19 protein-coding genes, 1 tRNA gene and 2 pseudogenes are annotated in these 20,057 nt (G+C 32.6%); 16 read left to right on the plus strand and 6 right to left on the minus strand.

Features of this window, described 5'->3' with window-relative positions:
• Window positions 1-205 precede the first annotated feature (205 nt).
• Window positions 206-553: a 50S ribosomal protein L19 gene (gene rplS / locus A6J68_RS04610; protein WP_001068667.1), complete on the plus strand. Its 348-nt coding sequence runs from the start codon at window positions 206-208 to the stop codon at window positions 551-553.
• A 110-nt stretch (window positions 554-663) separates the two neighbouring features.
• A tRNA-Arg gene (locus A6J68_RS04615) sits at window positions 664-735 on the plus strand.
• On the opposite strand, the gene A6J68_RS04620 is transcribed toward A6J68_RS04615, so the two are convergent.
• Together A6J68_RS04620 and A6J68_RS04625 are read right to left on the minus strand one after the other, a co-directional pair.
• Window positions 698-1,279, minus strand: a complete 582-nt coding sequence (locus A6J68_RS04620) for a site-specific integrase (protein WP_001865706.1) — start codon at window positions 1,277-1,279, stop codon at window positions 698-700. The two genes, A6J68_RS04615 and A6J68_RS04620, sit on opposite strands and share 38 nt — an antisense overlap.
• A gap of 35 nt (window positions 1,280-1,314) precedes the next feature.
• A complete protein-coding gene (locus tag A6J68_RS04625) occupies window positions 1,315-1,581 on the minus strand; it encodes a hypothetical protein (protein ID WP_001872365.1) in 267 nt (88 codons plus the stop codon).
• A 5-nt stretch (window positions 1,582-1,586) separates the two neighbouring features.
• On the opposite strand from A6J68_RS04625, the pseudogene A6J68_RS11590 reads away from it, so the two are divergent.
• Window positions 1,587-2,964, plus strand: a pseudogene (locus tag A6J68_RS11590) (IS3 family transposase); the annotation flags it as partial.
• A 172-nt stretch (window positions 2,965-3,136) separates the two neighbouring features.
• Here the strand turns inward: A6J68_RS11590 and A6J68_RS04650 are convergent.
• Complete coding sequence (locus A6J68_RS04650; RefSeq protein ID WP_000508795.1) at window positions 3,137-3,298, minus strand: TM2 domain-containing protein; 162 nt, start codon at window positions 3,296-3,298, stop codon at window positions 3,137-3,139.
• A 741-nt stretch (window positions 3,299-4,039) separates the two neighbouring features.
• Between A6J68_RS04650 and A6J68_RS04655 the strand changes: the two genes are divergently transcribed.
• From A6J68_RS04655 to A6J68_RS04675, 5 genes are all read left to right on the plus strand, one after another.
• Window positions 4,040-5,317: an ABC transporter permease gene (locus A6J68_RS04655; RefSeq protein WP_000594360.1), complete on the plus strand. Its 1,278-nt coding sequence runs from the start codon at window positions 4,040-4,042 to the stop codon at window positions 5,315-5,317.
• A 9-nt stretch (window positions 5,318-5,326) separates the two neighbouring features.
• Window positions 5,327-5,983, plus strand: a complete 657-nt coding sequence (locus tag A6J68_RS04660) for an ABC transporter ATP-binding protein (RefSeq protein ID WP_000353149.1) — start codon at window positions 5,327-5,329, stop codon at window positions 5,981-5,983.
• Complete coding sequence (locus A6J68_RS04665) at window positions 5,983-7,359, plus strand: ABC transporter permease (protein ID WP_000594351.1); 1,377 nt, start codon at window positions 5,983-5,985, stop codon at window positions 7,357-7,359. The genes A6J68_RS04660 and A6J68_RS04665 overlap by 1 nt, the downstream gene beginning before the upstream one ends.
• Window positions 7,360-7,455: 96 nt before the next feature.
• Window positions 7,456-8,109, plus strand: coding sequence for a response regulator transcription factor (locus A6J68_RS04670; RefSeq protein WP_000699093.1), 654 nt, complete (start codon window positions 7,456-7,458; stop codon window positions 8,107-8,109).
• The gene (locus A6J68_RS04675) at window positions 8,106-9,425 is read left to right on the plus strand and encodes a sensor histidine kinase (RefSeq protein WP_000734167.1); all 1,320 of its coding nucleotides are present in this window, start codon (window positions 8,106-8,108) and stop codon (window positions 9,423-9,425) included. The genes A6J68_RS04670 and A6J68_RS04675 overlap by 4 nt, the downstream gene beginning before the upstream one ends.
• Window positions 9,426-9,476: 51 nt before the next feature.
• On the opposite strand, the pseudogene A6J68_RS04680 reads toward A6J68_RS04675, so the two are convergent.
• Window positions 9,477-10,124, minus strand: a pseudogene (locus A6J68_RS04680) (IS3 family transposase); the annotation flags it as partial.
• Between the two features lie 177 nt (window positions 10,125-10,301).
• Between A6J68_RS04680 and A6J68_RS04685 the strand changes: the two are divergent.
• The 7 genes from A6J68_RS04685 to serB all read left to right on the plus strand — a co-directional run bounded on the left by A6J68_RS04685 (window position 10,302) and on the right by serB (window position 17,547).
• On the plus strand, window positions 10,302-10,502 hold the full coding sequence (locus A6J68_RS04685) for a CsbD family protein (protein ID WP_000076708.1): 201 nt from the start codon (window positions 10,302-10,304) through the stop codon (window positions 10,500-10,502).
• Window positions 10,503-10,543: 41 nt separating this feature from the next.
• Complete coding sequence (locus A6J68_RS04690) at window positions 10,544-10,732, plus strand: hypothetical protein (RefSeq protein ID WP_000027835.1); 189 nt, start codon at window positions 10,544-10,546, stop codon at window positions 10,730-10,732.
• Window positions 10,733-11,156: 424 nt separating this feature from the next.
• A complete protein-coding gene (locus tag A6J68_RS04695) occupies window positions 11,157-12,362 on the plus strand; it encodes an FtsW/RodA/SpoVE family cell cycle protein (RefSeq protein WP_000078931.1) in 1,206 nt (401 codons plus the stop codon).
• A gap of 118 nt (window positions 12,363-12,480) precedes the next feature.
• Complete coding sequence (locus A6J68_RS04700; RefSeq protein ID WP_001106189.1) at window positions 12,481-13,041, plus strand: HAD-IA family hydrolase; 561 nt, start codon at window positions 12,481-12,483, stop codon at window positions 13,039-13,041.
• Entirely contained in the window at window positions 13,042-14,994 is a 1,953-nt protein-coding gene (gene gyrB, locus A6J68_RS04705) for a DNA topoisomerase (ATP-hydrolyzing) subunit B (protein ID WP_000134196.1), read from the plus strand. It abuts the gene before it with no gap.
• Window positions 14,995-15,087: 93 nt separating this feature from the next.
• Window positions 15,088-16,812: a septation ring formation regulator EzrA gene (ezrA, locus tag A6J68_RS04710; protein ID WP_000094341.1), complete on the plus strand. Its 1,725-nt coding sequence runs from the start codon at window positions 15,088-15,090 to the stop codon at window positions 16,810-16,812.
• A 93-nt stretch (window positions 16,813-16,905) separates the two neighbouring features.
• Window positions 16,906-17,547 (plus strand): phosphoserine phosphatase SerB, encoded by a 642-nt coding sequence (gene serB / locus A6J68_RS04715; RefSeq protein ID WP_000589685.1) that lies wholly within the window; start codon window positions 16,906-16,908, stop codon window positions 17,545-17,547.
• A gap of 20 nt (window positions 17,548-17,567) precedes the next feature.
• Here the strand turns inward: serB and A6J68_RS04720 are convergent, their stop codons facing one another.
• Together A6J68_RS04720 and A6J68_RS04725 are read right to left on the minus strand one after the other, a co-directional pair.
• Window positions 17,568-18,053, minus strand: a complete 486-nt coding sequence (locus tag A6J68_RS04720) for an NUDIX hydrolase (RefSeq protein WP_000409124.1) — start codon at window positions 18,051-18,053, stop codon at window positions 17,568-17,570.
• Window positions 18,054-18,065: 12 nt separating this feature from the next.
• A complete protein-coding gene (locus A6J68_RS04725) occupies window positions 18,066-18,521 on the minus strand; it encodes a YueI family protein (RefSeq protein ID WP_000137373.1) in 456 nt (151 codons plus the stop codon).
• Between the two features lie 197 nt (window positions 18,522-18,718).
• Here A6J68_RS04725 and eno point away from each other — a divergent pair, with 197 nt between their 5' ends.
• Complete coding sequence (gene eno, locus A6J68_RS04730; protein ID WP_000022832.1) at window positions 18,719-20,026, plus strand: surface-displayed alpha-enolase; 1,308 nt, start codon at window positions 18,719-18,721, stop codon at window positions 20,024-20,026.
• Window positions 20,027-20,057: the final 31 nt, after the last annotated feature.

Genomic DNA, 20,057 nt, shown 5'->3' on the forward strand with positions numbered 1-20,057 from the left:
AAAAAAGCTAACCTAGAAACAGTAAATCAAATTTCAATAATATACAAATAACTATTCTAAAGGATGACACCTTGTTCTTCTAGATAAAATAGCTTTACAAGCAGGTTAAAATTTGGTAGAATTGTGAGAGTGTGTAATGGACGCACAAAAAACGGCTAATCCGCTGAGACAAGTACTTAAGATTAGTAAGAGAAGGAGAATAAAAATGAATCCATTAATTCAAAGTTTGACAGAAGGTCAACTTCGTTCTGATATCCCTGAGTTCCGTGCTGGTGATACTGTACGTGTTCACGCTAAAGTTGTTGAAGGTACTCGCGAACGTATTCAGATCTTTGAAGGTGTTGTTATCTCACGTAAAGGTCAAGGAATCTCAGAAATGTACACAGTACGTAAAATTTCTGGTGGTATCGGTGTAGAGCGTACATTCCCAATTCACACTCCTCGTGTTGATAAAATCGAAGTTGTTCGTTATGGTAAAGTACGTCGTGCTAAACTTTACTACTTACGCGCATTGCAAGGTAAAGCTGCACGTATTAAAGAAATCCGTCGTTAATTTTGATGATCAGATTTTAAAAATGCTTGGTTGTTTGAGGATAGTAACTATGTTTTAAAACTGGACAACCAAGACGTAAAAAATCTGCCTGTGGGCAGTTTTTTTACTAGGTCCCCTTAGTTCAATGGATATAACAACTCCCTCCTAAGGAGTAATTGCTGGTTCGATTCCGGCAGGGGACATATTCATTGCATGTAAATAGCGGTTTAGAGCTATTTTGCCCCAAATCCGCCCCAAATTTCTCTGATTAAGTTTATCGTTCCTATCTTTTTGTTCTTGTAATTGATGTGCGTAAACTTCTAAAGTGATATTTAAATTCTCGTGATCTAAAACTTGAGAGATGGAAATTAGATAGCTTGCAAATGTATGCCTGAGAGAGTGCACTCGTACCTCGCGACCAGTTATTTTTCGGATAGTTTTATTGACTGCATTATTTGAAAGTTTGTCGAATAATCTGTCGTTTTTATTTTTTGTAAATTCATGCAAAAAAAATAATGTATCATTGTCAATTGGTATATTTCTGATACTACTTTTGTTTTTTGTTGGCAGGTATCTTTGGTTGAAATGATAATCCCAAGTTTTATTAATTGATAAATATTTGTTAGTGTAATCAATATCATTAACTGTTAAACCTAAACATTCAGCGAAGCGCATGCCAGTTTTAGCGATGAGGTATAACGCTGCATACGATTGATGTTGTGATTTTTCTTTACAAATTTTTATCAAGCGTAAGTATTCATTGGTTTCAAGAAATTTTATCTTTATTTACGCCCCTTATTTTTTGCTTTAACCTTAGTGAATAAACAAAAATTTTTTTCTATATATCCCTCGTGAACAGCCATGGATACGCAGGCTTTTACATGTATGTTAAAACGCTTTACTGTATCTTGCACATGCGTTTGACTATAATGATTTATGACTTGTTGATATTTAGTGGAAGTAATATTGCAAAGTAATATATTTCCTATTATATGTTTATACGATATTCGATATTCCCACCCGTTGTCGCGTTTACGGAAATACGCCATTGATATACTCCACATTAGCTAAAGAACAGGGTGTTCAAGGCTACCTTGATGGAAAAGGCTCTCTTAGAGATATTTGTAAATGGTATGATATCTCAAGTCGCTCTGTTCTCCAAAAGTGGATAAAACGGTATACTAGTGGTGAAGACTTGAAAGCCACTAGTAGAGGATATAGCCGTATGAAACAAGGAAGGCAAGCCACATTTGAAGAACGTGTAGAGATTGTTAACTACACCATTGCCCATGGGAAAGACTATCAAGCAGCTATTGAGAAGTTTGGTGTTTCCTACCAACAAATTTATTCTTGGGTGCGTAAGCTTGAGAAGAATGGCTCACAAGGTTTGGTTGATAGACGTGTGAAAGGGTTGGAGAGTAGGCCTGATTTAACCGAGATTGAGCAACTTTAACTCAAGATTAAACAATTGGAGGAACGTAATCGTCTCTTAGAAATCGAGGTTAGTTTACTAAAAAAGTTAGAAGACATCAAACGAGGAAACAGACGGTAAGACTAGGTAAGCATTTAGCGGAGTTCCAAGTAATCAAGAATTATTACGATGAGGAATCTAATGTGCCTATTCAGGCCTTATGCCAACTCTTGAAGGGGTCTCGTTCAGGCTATTACAAGTGGCTCAATCGTCAAAAAACAGATTTTGAGACAAAAAATACAAAGCTAATGGCTAAAATCAAGGAACTTCATAGACTCTACAATGGTATCTTAGGTTATCGCCGTATGACAACATTTATTAATCGTCAACTTGGGACAACTTAAAACAAGAAACGGATTCGTTGATTGATGAACATTCTGGGGATTAGTTCAGTCATTCGTCGTGTTAGCCATGCTTGTACAAAAGCTGGTGACAGATTTTACGAAGAAAATATTCTTAATCGTGAATTTACAGCCACAGCTCATAACCAGAAATGGTGCACAGATGTCACCTATCTTCAATACGGTCTGGGAGCTAAAGCTTATCTCAGTGCGATTAAAGACCTGTATAACGGTTCTATTATCGCTTATGAGATTAGTCACAACAATGAAATCCACTTGTTATGAAGACCATTAAAAAGGGGCTAGAGCTCAATCCAGGAGCCACACCTATCATCCATAGCGATTGAGGTAGTCAATATACTTCCAAAGAATACCGTTATATCATACAACAAGCTGGTCTGACCTTATCCATGTCCCGGATTGGCAAATGTATTGATAATGCACCAACTGAAAGTTTCTTTGGGTTTTTCAAGACTGAGTCTTACCACCTTAAGAAATACAACTCTTATGATGAGTTGGTCAATGATGTGGCACGTTATATCGAATTCTACAACACACAACGTTATCAATCAAAATTAAACAATCTGACTCCTCTAGAATTCAGGAATCAGGTTGCATAACTTATCTTTTATTATTTGACTGTCTACTTGACAGGGAGCCGTTCAGATTGCTTAACCTTTCTAAATTTGCTAAAATAGCTACAAGAAAACGAGCCATTTAATGCTTATTTCTTATACTGTCTTGCCTCACGCTCTCCTCGACCAAAAATTGAGCGTGAGGCTTTTTGTTTCATTAAACGATGATATTTCCATATTCATCAGTTTGTTTTCCGAGAGCCATCAAAGCTTCGATAAGGTCGATAATTCCAGGAATAAAGGTAATACTAAAAATAATATATAAAAAAACCTGGCCTATTTTTCCTGCGTAAAATTTATGCGCTCCAATGCCGCCCAAAAGAACGTTAATAAAACATAAACTACTATGTTAGCATAAGACTTTATTTTTACAACTGAATTTCATATAAATGGATTAGAGTAAGGGATAAAAGAAATTAGCATAGCTCTTTTGAAAATAAAAAAATTAATATAATATGGAAAAAATTTTATTTCATAAACGTTTCATAAAAGGTATGTAATATAGTATTTAGGCAACACTATTTTGTCACTGGTGTCTAGTAACTTATAGATTGATAATTTTACTAGTAAACGTAATTCTTCGCTTTAAGAGTTAAATGTCTATTTATTGTAAGCTAAATTGGGAGGTGAACTTATGTAAAATTAGATAGGTACTGTCAAGTACGGGATGATTATTGAAACAGCCAGTATGCATCATAAAATCTGTATTGCTTAATAACTATTTCCTTAACCAGACATCAGTTCATTGTTTATCATCGCTACCCTAAGTCTAGTTTTTTCAATAGAGCATTAGGTAGTTTTTGATAATAAAACTATATAAACATGAGAATTAGATTTCGTATCGCATTCTTCATAATGAGTTATTTGAGATTTTCCTTTGAATAAATAGATACGAAATTCAGTAACTTCATATATAAACGGCTCTATCATTGAGATAGTTTGTCAAATGAAGAAATTTTAATGGAAATAGTTTTAAAAACATTAGTTGTAGGCGATGTAAAAATATTAATCCAGTGGATGCAATAGTTGCGGAGTAAAAATAGAGAGGAGTAATTAGGAAGTGATAAAAAATGCTATAGCATATATTACCAGAAAAAAAAATAGAACACTTATTATATTTGCTATTTTAACAATTGTTCTTTCTTGCTTGTATTCATGTTTAACAATAATGAAATCAAGTAATGAAATAGAAAAGGCTTTATATGAAAGTTCTAATTCTTCAATATCAATTACAAAAAAAGATGGTAAATATTTTAATATTAATCAATTTAAGAATATTGAAAAAATAAAAGAGGTTGAAGAAAAAATATTTCAATATGATGGATTAGCAAAATTGAAAGATCTTAAAGTAGTTAGTGGTGAGCAAAGTATAAATAGAGAAGATTTATCTGACGAATTTAAAAATGTTGTTTCACTAGAAGCTACAAGTAATACTAAAAGAAATCTTTTATTTAGTAGTGGAGTATTTAGTTTTAAAGAAGGAAAAAATATAGAAGAAAATGATAAGAATTCAATTCTTGTTCATGAAGAATTTGCTAAACAAAACAAACTAAAATTGGGTGATGAAATTGATCTTGAATTACTAGATACGGAAAAAAGTGGAAAAATAAAAAGTCATAAATTTAAAATTATAGGAATCTTTTCTGGTAAAAAACAGGAAACATATACAGGATTATCATCTGATTTTAGCGAAAATATGGTTTTTGTAGATTATTCAACTAGCCAAGAAATATTAAATAAATCAGAGAATAATAGAATTGCAAATAAAATTTTAATGTATTCTGGTAGTTTAGAATCTACAGAGCTTGCCTTAAACAAATTGAAAGACTTTAAAATTGATAAGTCAAAGTATTCTATTAAGAAAGATAATAAAGCATTCGAAGAGTCTTTAGAGTCAGTGAGTGGAATAAAACATATAATTAAAATAATGACTTATTCGATTATGTTAGGTGGAATAGTTGTTCTTTCATTAATCTTGATTCTATGGTTAAGAGAAAGAATTTATGAAATAGGTATATTTTTATCTATTGGAACAACTAAGATACAAATTATAAGGCAATTTATATTTGAGTTAATATTCATATCAATACCAAGTATAATATCCTCCTTATTTTTAGGGAATCTACTATTAAAAGTAATTGTAGAAGGATTTATTAACTCAGAGAACTCAATGATTTTCGGTGGAAGTTTAATAAATAAAAGCAGTTTTATGTTAAACATAACAACACTTGCAGAAAGTTATTTAATATTAATAAGTATTATTGTTTTATCAGTTGTAATGGCCTCTTCATTAATATTATTTAAGAAACCAAAAGAAATATTATCAAAAATAAGTTAGGAGCAAATAATGGATATATTAGAAATAAAGAATGTAAATTACAGTTACGCAAATTCTAAAGAAAAAGTTTTGTCAGGAGTAAATCAAAAATTTGAACTTGGAAAGTTTTATGCGATAGTAGGGAAGTCAGGAACAGGAAAATCCACACTTCTTTCCTTACTTGCAGGACTTGATAAAGTTCAAACAGGAAAAATCTTGTTTAAGAATGAAGATATAGAAAAGAAAGGATATAGTAATCACAGAAAAAATAATATATCTTTGGTATTTCAAAATTATAATTTAATAGATTATTTATCGCCGATTGAAAATATTAGACTAGTAAATAAATCAGTAGATGAGAGTATCTTGTTCGAATTAGGTTTAGATAAAAAACAAATAAAAAGAAATGTTATGAAATTATCTGGTGGTCAGCAACAAAGGGTAGCTATTGCTAGGGCACTGGTATCAGATGCCCCAATAATACTAGCTGATGAGCCTACCGGTAACCTAGACAGTGTTACTGCTGGAGAAATAATTAATATATTAAAGGAATTAGCTCAAGATAGAAATAAATGTGTAATAGTTGTAACACATAGTAAGGAAGTAGCAGATTCTGCGGATATCATTTTAGAACTAAGTGGTAAAAAGTTGAAAAAAGTAAATAAAATGAATTTGGAGGTTGAATAATGATAAAAAATGCATTTGCTTATGTAACTAGAAAAAGCTTAAAATCATTAATTATTATATTAGTTATTCTATCAATGGCAACTTTAAGCATCATTAGTTTATCTATTAAAGATGCCACAGATAGAGCTTCTAAGGAAACATTTGCTAATATAACAAACAGTTTTTCTATGGAAATAAATAGACAAGTAAATCCAGGAACACCTAGGGGTGGAGGAAATGTAAAAGGTGAAGATATTAAAAAGATATCTCAAACAAACAGTATAGACTCCTATGTAAAAAGAATAAACAGCGTCGCAGACCTAGTTGATCATGATATAATTGAAACTCAAGATACACTTGCAAATCAATCACCTGAAAGAGCAAAGAATTTTAAGAGAACAGTTATGTTAACAGGGGTTAATGACTCAGCAAAAGAAACAAAATTTGTATCAGAAGCATATAAGTTAGTAGAAGGAAAGCATTTAGAAAATAAAGATAAAAATAAAATTTTAATGCATAAAGATTTGGCAAAAAAAAACAATCTCAAAGTTGGAGATAAAATAAAAATAAAATCTAATTTGTTTGATGCTGACAATGAAAAAGTTGCAAATGAAACTGTAGAAGTAGAAATTAAAGGTTTATTTGATGGTCATAATAGCGGTGGGGTAAGTGCAGCACAAGAACTATACGAAAATACACTAATCACTGACGTTCATTCAGCTGCTAAAGTTTATGGTAATACAGAAGATACAGCCGTATACCAAGATGCAACATTCTTTGTAAAAGGTGATAAGAATCTTGATAGTGTAATAAAAGATCTTGGGAAACTAGATATAAATTGGAGAGAATATAATTTGATTAAAAGTTCATCAAATTATCCTGCGCTGCAACAATCTATATCCGGTATCTATTCTATTTCAAACAAATTATTTGTTGGCTCATTAATATTTGCAGGAGTTGTAGTTTCATTATTACTTTTCTTATGGATGAATGCCAGAAAGAAAGAAATAGCAGTATTACTATCATTAGGTATATCTAAATTAGAAATTTTTGGTCAATTTATAATCGAGATGGTATTTATATCCATTCCCGCACTTCTTGGATCTTATTTCTTAGCTCAATATACAGCTGATAAGCTAGGGAATAATATATTGAATAAAGTTACTGGCGATATAGCTAAACAAATAGCTAGACAATCTGCATCTAGTCAATTAGGCGGGGGGGCAGAAGCTGAAGGATTCAACAAGACTCTTTCAGGTTTAGATATAAATGTATTACCTAAATTCATAATTTATGTAGTTATATTTATGAGTTTTGTACTTCTTGTATCATTGATTCTTTCTTCAATTTATACATTAAGAAAGAATCCAAAAGAGTTATTAATTGATAATAATTAAAATTTTCGGTGATTTATATCACCGAATGTTTTTTGACTTATAAAAATCAAATAATATACTGTATAATATTATGTATAGATTTAAATGGAGGTATCTATGAAAATATTAACTGTTGAAGATGATAAGTTGATAAGAGAGGGAATAAGTGAATACCTTTCAGAATTTGGATATACTGTTATTCAGGCTAAAGATGGAAGGGAAGCCTTGTCAAAATTTAATAGTGATATAAACTTGGTTATCTTAGACATTCAGATACCTTTTATAAATGGTTTAGAAGTGTTGAAAGAAATTAGAAAGAAAAGCAATTTACCAATTCTAATTTTGACTGCATTTAGTGATGAAGAATATAAAATTGATGCATTTACTAATTTAGTAGATGGATATGTAGAAAAACCATTTTCATTGCCTGTTTTAAAGGCTAGAATAGATTCTTTAATTAAGAAGAATTTTGGACATTTAGAGAAGTTTGAATATAAGAATCTTTCGGTAAATTTTAATAGTTATACAGCTAAAATAAATGATGAAAAAATAGATGTAAATGCAAAAGAACTCGAAATACTAAAATGTTTATTGGATAATGATGGACAAGTTTTAACAAGAATGCAAATTATTGATTATGTCTGGAAGGATAGCGAAGAGATCCCTTATGATCGAGTAGTAGATGTATATATAAAAGAACTTAGAAAAAAATTACAATTAGACTGTATAACTACTATAAGAAATGTAGGATATAAATTGGAGAGAAAATGAAGAAATTAAAAATATTCCCAAAAATGTTCATACAAATATTTTCTATTCTTGGAATACTAATTATATTAGTTCATTCATTATTCTTTTTTATCTTTCCTAAAACATATTTGGAGACGAGGAAAGTAAAAATCCACATTATGGCAGATGAAATTTCTAAAAATATGAATGGAAAAGAGTTAAAATATTTAGACCAAACTTTGGAGCTTTATTCTAAAAGTAGTGACATAAAGGTATTTATAAAAAAAAATAATAACAAAAATGAATTACAAATAAATGATAATATAAATGTTAATGTAAAAAGTGATAGTAATTCTTTAATAATTGAAGAAAGGGAAATTAAACTTCATGATGGCAAAAAAATACATCTTCAATTTGTTTCAACAGCTGATATGCAAAAAGACGCGAAAGACTTGAGCCTTAAGTTTTTACCATATTCTTTATCGATATCATTTCTTTTTTCCATTGTTATTTCTTTAATTTATGCTAAATCTATAAAAAACAATATACAAGAAATAACTATGGTTACTGATAAAATGATAAAACTTGACAAAGAAACAAGATTGAAAATTAGTTCTAATGATGAAATTGGACAACTAAAACAGCAAATCAATGACTTATATTGTGCTTTATTGAATACAATTAATGATTTGGAATTTAAAAATAAGGAAATTTTAAAGTTAGAAAAATTGAAATATGATTTTTTTAAGGGGGCGTCCCACGAACTTAAAACTCCTCTTTCCAGCCTAAAGATATTACTTGAGAATATGAAATATAATATCGGAAAATATAAAGATAGAGACTTTTATATCAGTGAGTGTATTAATATTGTAGATAACTTAACAAAGAATGTCTTGCAAATATTATCTTTTTATTCTATAAAAGACTTGAATAATGATGAAGAATATTTAAATGTTGGTGATACATTAGATGAAGTATTAGAAAAATACTCTATCTTAGTAAATCAAAAAAAAATAAATATTAATAAGGAATTATTAGACTATAATATTTATATAGGAAAAACGGCACTAAATATTGTATTTTCTAATTTGATTAGCAATGCAGTAAAATATACTAATCGAAATGGAATAATTAATATCAAAATAGCTAATGATTGGTTACTTATAGAAAACTCATATGATAAAAATAAAATTTCGAAAATAAATAAAATTTTAGATGCTAGTTTTGATCTAAAATTGGATAATAGTAATGGATTAGGATTAAATATAGTAAAGAATATACTTAATAAGTATAATATAAAGTATGAAATATTACATGGTGAAAATTATTTTATATTTAAAATAAAAATAATCTCTTGAGTAATAATCATACTATTGGACTAATGTCAAATAAGTAGACAGAAAACCGTGTTATTTTATTGCGTTAAAATAATTTTCTTCTTTCTGATTAGGGGTTAGTCCTAGATTAGCCGTATGTGGGATGTAATTGTTATAAAAATTCTCAATGTATTCAAAGCAGTCTAATTGAACCTGTTTGATATTTTGATAATTTTTTTGGTTGATTTGTCTATGCTTTAAATACTTGAAAAATGCTTCAGTTACGGCATTATCATAAGGATATCTAGGTTTAGAAAAAGAATGCATGATATTGTTGTCATCAATTATTTTTCTAAATTCCCTGGCCTTAAATTGTGACCCTTGGTCGGAATGAAAGAGAAGTGTTCCTTCAATCTTTCTTTTATTAAGAGCTAATTCTAGAGTGTCACATGCTAACTTTGCATCCATACGATGACTCAATTTCCAAGCAATATATTTTCTAGAATAGAGATCAATTATTGCGCAGAGATAGACATATTTCTTATATCCAATAGAAATATAGGTGAAGTCAGTAGACCATACTTGATTAGGTTTATCAGGATTAAATTTCTGGTTGAGTAAGTTTTGAGGATACGTTTTTTGAGTCTTTTTAAGAGCTGTTTTTGTCTTAACGGTAGCCATTTTAGGGAGCGCCATATTCTTCATCAGACGGTAAATTCTTCCTTCAGAGATTTTTGTGTCTTTTAAAACAGGTTATAACACACAAAGTGTTGTCTATTTTTATAGTATACATCCATACTCGCATAACCATGAGATAATCACTAAAACAAGAGTCGCCTGACACTAGCGACTCTTGTTTTTATTTGCTAAAGAAAGATATAGATGTTATGATTAATAAAAATAATAAGGAGGTGCAGTATGTCACAAGAAAAACTAAAATCAAAATTAGATCAAGCAAAAGGTGGTGCTAAAGAAGGCTTTGGCAAAATAACCGGTGATAAAGAGTTAGAAGCAAAAGGATTTATCGAAAAAACAATTGCTAAAGGCAAAGAACTAGCAGATGATGCTAAAGATGCTGTTGAAGGGGCAGTAGATGCTGTCAAAGAAAAACTGAAGTAACAAATAACCGCTCATTTAACGAGCGGTTATTTGTTATCTTTTTGTCTATCAGAACAGATATAGATGAGTTTAAAGAAGCGATTGATAAAGGCTATATTTCAGGGAACACAGTAGCGATAGTGCGTAAAAACGGAAAGATATTTGATTATGTGTTACTACACGAAGAAGTGAGAGAAGAAGAGGTTGTTACAGTTGAGAGAGTGCTTGATGTACTGAGGAAGTTATCATAATAACGGACCAAAATTCGCCCCAAAAAGTATTTTAAAATAGAATAAAATAAAAAAATATGCTTTTTATTATGGATGTATCGTGTATTTTAACCTTTAATATATCCTATTTTAATGGTAGAGAAGTTGGCAGGGGACATATTAAAACCTTTTTTGAGATGTTAGGAAGGATTTTATTCTTTAGACTAGTGTTGAGAAAATAACAAAACTTAAATAAGATTATTTAAGTTTTGTTTAAGGTGAACTTTGTATACTTTAAATATCCTAAATAAACTTTTCTTTTCATGTTCTTTGTTTTACTGATGAAGAACAATCTCCTAATATTTGCAACTCATAATGATTTGAGTTGCATTTTTTATTGCAAAAAATATAAGTCAGATTCTGAAAAAATGTTATAATAATTACCATGAATAAAAAAGGAAGTCCTATGTCACAAAAATCAAACTATTTTAAAGGGCAAATTGATTATGCTGTTGTGATACCAGTATTTTTTTTATTAATGATTGGTTTAGCCTCAATTTATGTTGCAACGATGAATGATTATCCTTCTAATATCTATATCGCGATGTTTCAGCAGGTGTCTTGGATTATTATGGGGTGTATTATTGCATTTGTCGTTATGCTTTTCAGTACTGAATTTTTATGGAAAGCCACGCCCTATCTGTATGCTTTAGGACTAACCCTAATGGTTCTTCCCTTAATTTTTTATAGTCCACAGCTTTTTGCGGCAACAGGTGCTAAAAATTGGGTGACCATTGGCTCGGTAACTTTGTTTCAACCGTCAGAGTTTATGAAGATTTCCTATATTTTAATGTTATCTCGAATAACTGTTAGTTTTCATCAGAAAAATCGCAAAACTTTTCAAGATGATTGGAAGTTGCTAGGATTGTTTGGTTTGGTTACATTGCCAGTGATGATTCTTCTAATGTTACAAAAAGATTTAGGAACAGCATTAGTTTTCCTTGCCATTTTGTCAGGTTTAATCCTTTTATCGGGCATATCTTGGTGGATAATCTTGCCAATTTTATCTACTATCGTTCTTTTTATAGCTAGCTTTTTGATGATTTTTATCTCACCAAACGGCAAGGAATGGTTTTATAATTTGGGGATGGATACATATCAAATCAACCGTTTATCTGCTTGGATTGATCCATTTAGTTTTGCAGACTCAATTGCTTATCAACAAACACAGGGTATGGTATCAATTGGAAGTGGCGGGGTAACAGGTAAAGGTTTTAATATTTTAGAGCTCTCGGTTCCTGTTCGTGAAAGTGACATGATTTTTACTGTCATTGCTGAGAATTTTGGCTTCATTGGTTCGGCGATTGTTTTAGGGTTATATCTCATTATCATTTACCGTATGTTAAGGATCACCATTGAATCTAATAATCAATTTTATACTTTTATATCAACTGGTTTTATCATGATGATTGTTTTCCATGTTTTTGAAAATATTGGTGCAGCAGTTGGTATATTACCTCTAACAGGAATCCCACTTCCGTTTATTTCGCAAGGTGGAAGTTCATTACTAAGTAATCTTATTGGAATTGGATTGGTCTTATCCATGTCTTATCAAAATACAGTTCGTCAGGCCAAGGCTAATGGATCACATTTGAAGTATCGTAGTATATAACAAAAAAAGGTTGGAAAGATAATCCAGCCTTTTAATAATCGAAATATTTTAGAGGAGTGAGTTAATTAAGTAAGGTGGTAGCTATAAAAAATCGTAATAATATGATATAATAAAGGGTATGAATTATCATGATTATATTTGGGATTTGGGTGGTACACTACTTGATAATTACGAAAGTTCCACACGTGCTTTTGTAGAGACTTTGAAAGAATTTGGATATCAAGCAGACCACGATAGTGTGTATCAAAAATTAAAAGAGTCAACAGCAGATGCAATTGCATATTTTATCCCTGAAGAAGCTGATTTTTTAAAAGAGTATAAGGCTAATGAAGCTAAGGTTTTGGAAACACCAATTCTATTCCAAGGGGCAAAAGAACTTTTAGCGAAAATTCAAAGACAAGGTAGTCGTAATTTTTTGGTGTCTCATCGTGATAATCAAGTTATAGTTATTCTGGAAAAAACAGAAATTATTGACTATTTTACAGAAGTAGTGACTGCTGATAACGGCTTTTCAAGGAAACCTAGTCCCGAGAGTATGCTTTATTTGAAAGAAAAATACCAAATTGATAATTGTTTAGTAATAGGCGATCGTGATATAGATAAGCAAGCAGGAGAATCGGCTGGTTTTGATACCTTATTAGTCGATGGGTCAAAATCATTGATGGAGATAATAGAGTAAATGACAGAAGAAACAAAGAATATGGAACAACGTGCTCAAGAATATGACGCAAGTCAGATTCAAGTATTAGAAGGTTTAGAAGCTGTTCGCATGCGTCCAGGCATGTATATCGGTTCGACTTCGAAAGAAGGGCTTCATCACCTTGTATGGGAAATTGTTGATAACTCAATTGATGAAGCCTTAGCTGGATTTGCAGGACATATTAAAGTTTACATTGAACCAGATAACTCTATTACAGTTGTTGATGATGGTCGCGGTATTCCGGTAGATATCCAAGAAAAAACTGGAAGACCAGCTGTAGAGACAGTTTTTACAGTTCTCCATGCCGGTGGTAAATTTGGTGGTGGCGGATACAAGGTTTCTGGTGGCTTACATGGTGTAGGGTCATCTGTTGTTAATGCATTGTCAACACAATTAGATGTCAAGGTTTATAAAAATGGCAAGGTTCATTATCAAGAATACCAACGCGGTGTTGTTGTTAATGATCTTGAAATTATCGGTGATACTGACTTATCAGGAACAACAGTTCACTTTACGCCTGACCCAGAAATTTTCACTGAAACCACTGTATTTGATTTTGATAAATTAGCCAAACGTATTCAGGAATTAGCTTTTTTAAATCGTGGACTAAGAATCTCCATTTCAGACAAGCGAGAAGGTCAAGAAGTTGAAAAAGAATATCACTATGAAGGTGGTATAGGTTCATACGTTGAGTTTATCAATGAGAACAAAGAAGTGATTTTTGAAAATCCTATTTATACTGACGGTGAATTAGATGGTATTTCAGTTGAAGTAGCAATGCAGTATACTACTGGATATCAAGAGACTGTTATGAGTTTTGCAAATAACATCCACACTCATGAAGGAGGAACGCACGAACAAGGATTTCGTACTGCCTTGACACGTGTGATTAATGATTACGCTAAAAAGAATAAGATTCTCAAAGAAAATGAAGATAATTTAACTGGAGAAGATGTTCGTGAAGGTTTAACAGCAGTTATATCTGTTAAACATCCAAATCCACAATTTGAAGGACAAACTAAAACAAAACTTGGAAATTCTGAAGTTGTTAAAATTACAAATCGTCTCTTTAGCGAAGCTTTCAATCGATTCCTATTAGAAAATCCACAAGTAGCTAAGAAGATTGTTGAAAAAGGAATTTTGGCATCTAAAGCCCGTATTGCAGCAAAACGGGCGCGTGAAGTAACACGTAAAAAGTCAGGCTTAGAGATTTCAAACTTACCTGGGAAACTGGCTGATTGCTCATCTAATAATGCTGAGATGAATGAACTTTTTATAGTGGAGGGAGATTCTGCGGGAGGGTCTGCAAAATCAGGACGTAATCGTGAGTTTCAAGCAATTTTACCGATTAGGGGTAAGATTCTAAACGTTGAAAAAGCTACAATGGATAAAATTTTAGCAAACGAAGAAATCCGAAGTCTCTTCACAGCTATGGGAACTGGATTTGGTGCAGATTTTGATGTATCAAAAGTCAGATATCAAAAATTAGTCATTATGACTGATGCCGATGTTGATGGAGCTCACATCAGAACTTTACTTTTAACTCTGATTTATCGTTTTATGCGACCTGTTTTGGAAGCAGGATATGTTTATATCGCTCAACCACCAATCTATGGTGTCAAAGTAGGAAGTGAGATTAAAGCTTATATTCAGCCAGGGGTCAATCAAGAAGAGGAATTACGTCAAGCTCTAGATACCTATAGTTCAGGACGTTCAAAACCTACTGTACAACGTTACAAAGGTCTAGGTGAGATGGATGACCATCAACTTTGGGAAACAACAATGGATCCTGAAAACCGCTTGATGGCACGTGTCTCAGTTGATGATGCAGCAGAAGCAGATAAGATTTTCGATATGCTAATGGGAGATCGAGTAGAACCACGACGTGAATTCATTGAAGCTAATGCTGTTTATAGTAACTTAGATATCTAGTCCAAAGATAGCTTTGAAAAACAGTTCAAGTATGCTATAATCTTAACGTTATAGTAGATTTTTAGAAAATTAGACCATTATAAGGAGAGTTGAATGTCGAGCGGAATCATATTGCTGCTTGTGGCTATAGTCCTGCTTGTGATTATTGCCTACGTAGTCGGCGTCGTAATAAGAAAACGTAATGATACATTAATTGCAAACTTAGAAACTAGAAAACAAGAGTTAGTTGACCTTCCTGTGCAAGAGGAGATTGAGCAAGTCAAATTGCTTCATTTGATTGGCCAAAGTCAATCAACTTTTAGAGAATGGAACCAAAAATGGACTGATTTATCAACTAATTCATTTAAAGATATTGATTTTCATTTAGTTGAAGCTGAAAATCTTAATGATTCATTTAATTTTGTGCGTGCTAAGCACGAGATTGATAATGTTGATAGTCAGCTAACTATTATAGAAGAAGATATTGTTTCGATTCGTGAAGCTTTAGAAGTTTTAAAAGAGCAAGAAGAGAAAAATAGTGCCCGTGTAACACATGCTTTGGACCTATACGAAACACTTCAAAAATCAATTTCTGAAAAAGAAGATAATTACGGGACAACCATGCCAGAAATTGAAAAGCAGTTGAAAAATATCGAGGCTGAATTTTCACATTTTGTGACCTTAAACTCAACTGGTGACCCGATTGAAGCTTCTGAAGTTTTGAATAAAGCAGAGGAGCATACGATTGCTTTAGGGCAAATTACAGAACAAATTCCAGCTATTGTTGCTAAATTAGAAGACGATTTTCCAGATCAGTTAGATGATTTGGAGACAGGATATCGTCGTCTTTTAGAGGAAAACTACCATTTCCCTGAAAAGGATATTGAACAACGTTTTCAAGAAGTTCGTGAGGCTATTCGTTCGAATTCAGATGGTTTAGTTAGTTTGGATCTAGATCGTGCTCGCGATGAAAATGAACATATTCAAGAAAAAATTGATAAACTTTATGATATTTTTGAACGTGAGATTGCTGCTTATAAAGTAGCTCATAAGGATAGTAAAATTATTCCTCAATTCCTTGCTCATGCAAAATCTAACAATGAACAACTGGGGCATGAAATCAAACGATTATCTGCTAAATATATCTTAAATGAAAATGAAAGCTTAAGTTTACGTTCCTTCACAAATGATTTGGAAGAAATTGAAACAAAGGTTTTACCTTCTGTAGAAAATTTTGGTCAAGAAGCTTCACCTTATACTCATCTACAAATTTTATTTGAGCGTACGTTGAAAACATTGACTACTGTTGAAGAAAATCAAATGGAAGTTTTTGAAGCCGTTAAAACTATTGAAAGCGTTGAGACACGAGCACGCCAAAATATGGATAAGTATGTTAACAAGCTCCATATGATTAAACGTTTCATGGAAAAACGCAATCTTCCAGGAATCCCGCAAGACTTCTTAAGCACTTTCTTTACAACAAGTTCTCAAATTGAGGCACTTATTAATGAACTCAGTCGCGGTCGTATTGATATTGAGGCTGTTTCACGTTTAAATGATGTGACTACAAATGCTATCGCTAATTTAGAGCAAGCTACATATCTAGTTGTTCAAGATGCGACTCTCACAGAGCAGTTACTACAGTATTCAAACCGTTATCGTAGTTTTGAACAAAATGTGCAAAAGAGCTTTGAACAAGCTTTGTACTTATTTGAAGTTGAACATAACTATAAAGCATCTTTCGATGAAATTTCATACGCACTTGAGACTGTGGAACCAGGTGTAACTGACCGTTTTGTGACGTCTTATGAAAAGACACAAGAACGTATTCGTTTCTAAAAAAGAAGAGTTAGTACTCTTCTTTTTTTAATTGCTATCTATGAAAGGTGCTAATTTTAAGGTACAATAGTAAAAAAGTTTTGGAGGTTTTAAATGATTAAAGGTTTGTTAGTCATGGACGTTGATTCAACCTTAATAATGGAAGAAGCTATTGATTTATTAGCTATTGAAGCAGGGGTGGGGAAACAGGTTGCTGCACTGACTGACGCTGCAATGCGTGGCGAGTTAGATTTTGAAGAAGCTTTGAAGAAAAGAGTAGCGCTACTTAAAGGTTTGCCTGTTACTATTTTGACAGATATATTATCCTCAATACATTTTACTCCAGGGGCTTATGAATTGATTAAAGAGTGTCACAAGCGTCAGATGAAAGTTGGTCTTGTATCAGGAGGTTTTCACGAGACGATTGATATCTTAGCTAAGCAATTACAAGTTGATTATGTCAAAGCGAATCGTCTTGGTGTCAAAGGTGGTTTTCTCACTGGCGAAGTTGAGGGAGAGATTGTCACTAAAGAAGTGAAAAAAATAAAGTTAAAAGAGTGGGCTTCTGAAAATCACTTAGACCTTTCACAAACCATCGCAATGGGAGATGGTGCCAATGATTTACCAATGATCAAATCCGCTGGGGTAGGAATTGCTTTTTGTGCAAAACCAATTGTCAGAGAAGAAGCTGCGTATCAGATTAATGAAAAAAATTTGCTTAAGGTATTTGATATTATTGATGCAAATGAAAACTAGGCCTTTATTAAGCCTAGTTTTTAGATTAAGGATTTTAAGAGTTTTATTTGAGAGGGTATTAATTTGTTTTTAGATAAAAATAAATCAATATATTCTGGTTTTAACCAGATATAGTCAACGGTCTCTCCTTCTTGCAATGTAATTATATCTTTTGCACCATTGTATTTTGCGATAAAATGGTCTACAAAGTAAGAACGCTCAGAGAACCACTCTCTATTAAGAAAGGTTAGACATTGAGGAACGATACCAGTTTCTTCTTTGAGTTCCCTTAGAATAGCTTGCTTAGCATTTTCTCCTTTAAGGGCAGATCCGCCAGCGGTGGCTTCGAAATAAGCAGGAAAAGCTTTCTTTTTAGGGTGCCGTTTCATCATCAATACGTCACCATCCTCATGAAAAAGGATAACATCAACAACTAAGTGGAATAAGCCTTGTGGGATATTTTGATCCCTATTAAGTGTAAGACCTGTAATGAACCCATATTGGTCATAAGCATCCCAAATTTCCATTAGACCTCCTTGTTATTTTTGACTAAAGAAATGTTGCCATAGACTTTTTTTAGGAGACTCCTCTTTTTTTGGTGAATTGAATAAATCAGGGAATTGTGTCTCAAAATCGTTCCATTCAACGTTTTCAGCCTTATCACTATGTATAATAATACCAAATGGAGAATTGGCATTTGCTTCATTAACAATCGTAGCAGCTAGTGATAGACGGTTAGCTAACTTCATGTAGAACATTTGAACATCAGTAGGGAGATTTGGTGATAATTTTAAACTAAGATTAGGATATTCAAGTATCAGATTATTAAGAGCAGATGTTATAGCAAGTTGAAACTTTTCTTCTTGTGCCTCTTTTAAACTTAAGTGGAGCACAACTCTTTCTTTATAAGTACCAAGGTAGTAACGTTGTTGATCAGGATCAAGACGATTTTCACCGCTTGCTTTTTGTAGGATTTTATTGTCAAGTTCAGTCATAATTTCTCCTTGAATTTGCTAATTTTATTATAACCTAAATGGGTTGCATTAGCACAGGTAAACTTGAAAAGAATTAGTGATTTTTTTATCAAAAACCACGTAATAAAGCGGTTTCACTGGGTTTTTCCTTGTTATTAACTAAAGATTATGATATTATGAATATGTAAAAAATTAAAACTCATAAGGAGAGTATTGTAATGTCAATTATTACTGATGTTTACGCACGCGAAGTCCTTGACTCACGCGGTAACCCAACACTTGAAGTAGAAGTTTATACAGAATCAGGTGCTTTCGGACGTGGTATGGTTCCTTCAGGAGCTTCTACTGGTGAACACGAAGCAGTTGAACTTCGCGACGGCGACAAGTCTCGTTACGGTGGTCTTGGAACACAAAAAGCTGTTGACAATGTAAATAACGTTATTGCAGAAGCAATCATTGGTTATGATGTACGCGACCAACAAGCTATCGACCGTGCTATGATCGCTCTTGACGGAACTCCTAATAAAGGTAAATTAGGTGCAAATGCTATTCTTGGTGTTTCTATTGCCGTAGCACGTGCTGCAGCTGATTACCTTGAAGTACCACTTTACAGCTACCTTGGTGGATTCAACACTAAAGTTCTTCCAACTCCAATGATGAACATCATCAACGGTGGTTCTCACTCAGACGCTCCAATCGCATTCCAAGAATTCATGATTATGCCAGTTGGTGCACCAACTTTCAAAGAAGCACTTCGTTGGGGTGCTGAAGTATTCCATGCTCTTAAGAAAATCCTTAAAGAACGTGGTCTTGAAACAGCTGTTGGTGATGAAGGTGGATTTGCACCTAAATTTGAAGGTACTGAAGATGGCGTAGAAACTATTCTTAAAGCTATTGAAGCAGCTGGTTACGAAGCTGGCGAAAACGGAATCATGATTGGTTTTGACTGTGCTTCATCAGAGTTCTACGATGCAGAACGTAAAGTATACGACTACAGTAAATTCGAAGGTGAAGGTGGAGCAGTTCGTACTGCTGCAGAACAAATCGATTACCTTGAAGAGTTGGTTAACAAATACCCAATCATCACTATTGAAGATGGTATGGATGAAAACGACTGGGATGGTTGGAAAGCTCTTACAGAACGCCTTGGTGGACGTGTACAATTAGTTGGTGACGATTTCTTCGTTACAAATACTGATTACTTAGCACGTGGTATCAAAGAAGAAGCTGCTAACTCAATCCTTATCAAAGTTAACCAAATCGGTACTTTGACAGAAACTTTCGAAGCTATTGAAATGGCTAAAGAAGCTGGTTACACTGCAGTTGTATCACACCGTTCAGGTGAAACTGAAGATTCAACAATCGCTGATATCGCAGTTGCAACTAACGCTGGTCAAATTAAAACAGGTTCATTATCACGTACTGACCGTATTGCTAAATACAACCAATTACTTCGTATCGAAGACCAACTTGGTGAAGTTGCTCAATACAAAGGTATCAAATCATTCTACAACTTAAAAAAATAGTCTCAGATTATTAAACAGTTGAAAATATAAT

Source organism: Streptococcus sp. 'group B' (assembly GCF_002073795.1).
Taxonomy (GTDB): domain Bacteria; phylum Bacillota; class Bacilli; order Lactobacillales; family Streptococcaceae; genus Streptococcus; species Streptococcus agalactiae.

Excerpts from the sequence above, each read along its gene's own strand:
- rplS (WP_001068667.1), top strand. The coding sequence starts at position 206 with ATGAATCCATTAATTCAAAGTTTGACAGAAGGTCAACTTCGTTCTGAT.
- A6J68_RS04625 (WP_001872365.1), bottom strand. The coding sequence starts at position 1,581 with ATGGCGTATTTCCGTAAACGCGACAACGGGTGGGAATATCGAATATCG.
- A6J68_RS04660 (WP_000353149.1), top strand. The coding sequence starts at position 5,327 with ATGGATATATTAGAAATAAAGAATGTAAATTACAGTTACGCAAATTCT.
- A6J68_RS04665 (WP_000594351.1), top strand. The coding sequence starts at position 5,983 with ATGATAAAAAATGCATTTGCTTATGTAACTAGAAAAAGCTTAAAATCA.
- A6J68_RS04670 (WP_000699093.1), top strand. The coding sequence starts at position 7,456 with ATGAAAATATTAACTGTTGAAGATGATAAGTTGATAAGAGAGGGAATA.
- A6J68_RS04675 (WP_000734167.1), top strand. The coding sequence starts at position 8,106 with ATGAAGAAATTAAAAATATTCCCAAAAATGTTCATACAAATATTTTCT.
- A6J68_RS04685 (WP_000076708.1), top strand. The coding sequence starts at position 10,302 with ATGTCACAAGAAAAACTAAAATCAAAATTAGATCAAGCAAAAGGTGGT.
- A6J68_RS04695 (WP_000078931.1), top strand. The coding sequence starts at position 11,157 with ATGTCACAAAAATCAAACTATTTTAAAGGGCAAATTGATTATGCTGTT.
- A6J68_RS04700 (WP_001106189.1), top strand. The coding sequence starts at position 12,481 with ATGAATTATCATGATTATATTTGGGATTTGGGTGGTACACTACTTGAT.
- gyrB (WP_000134196.1), top strand. The coding sequence starts at position 13,042 with ATGACAGAAGAAACAAAGAATATGGAACAACGTGCTCAAGAATATGAC.
- ezrA (WP_000094341.1), top strand. The coding sequence starts at position 15,088 with ATGTCGAGCGGAATCATATTGCTGCTTGTGGCTATAGTCCTGCTTGTG.
- serB (WP_000589685.1), top strand. The coding sequence starts at position 16,906 with ATGATTAAAGGTTTGTTAGTCATGGACGTTGATTCAACCTTAATAATG.
- A6J68_RS04720 (WP_000409124.1), bottom strand. The coding sequence starts at position 18,053 with ATGGAAATTTGGGATGCTTATGACCAATATGGGTTCATTACAGGTCTT.
- A6J68_RS04725 (WP_000137373.1), bottom strand. The coding sequence starts at position 18,521 with ATGACTGAACTTGACAATAAAATCCTACAAAAAGCAAGCGGTGAAAAT.
- eno (WP_000022832.1), top strand. The coding sequence starts at position 18,719 with ATGTCAATTATTACTGATGTTTACGCACGCGAAGTCCTTGACTCACGC.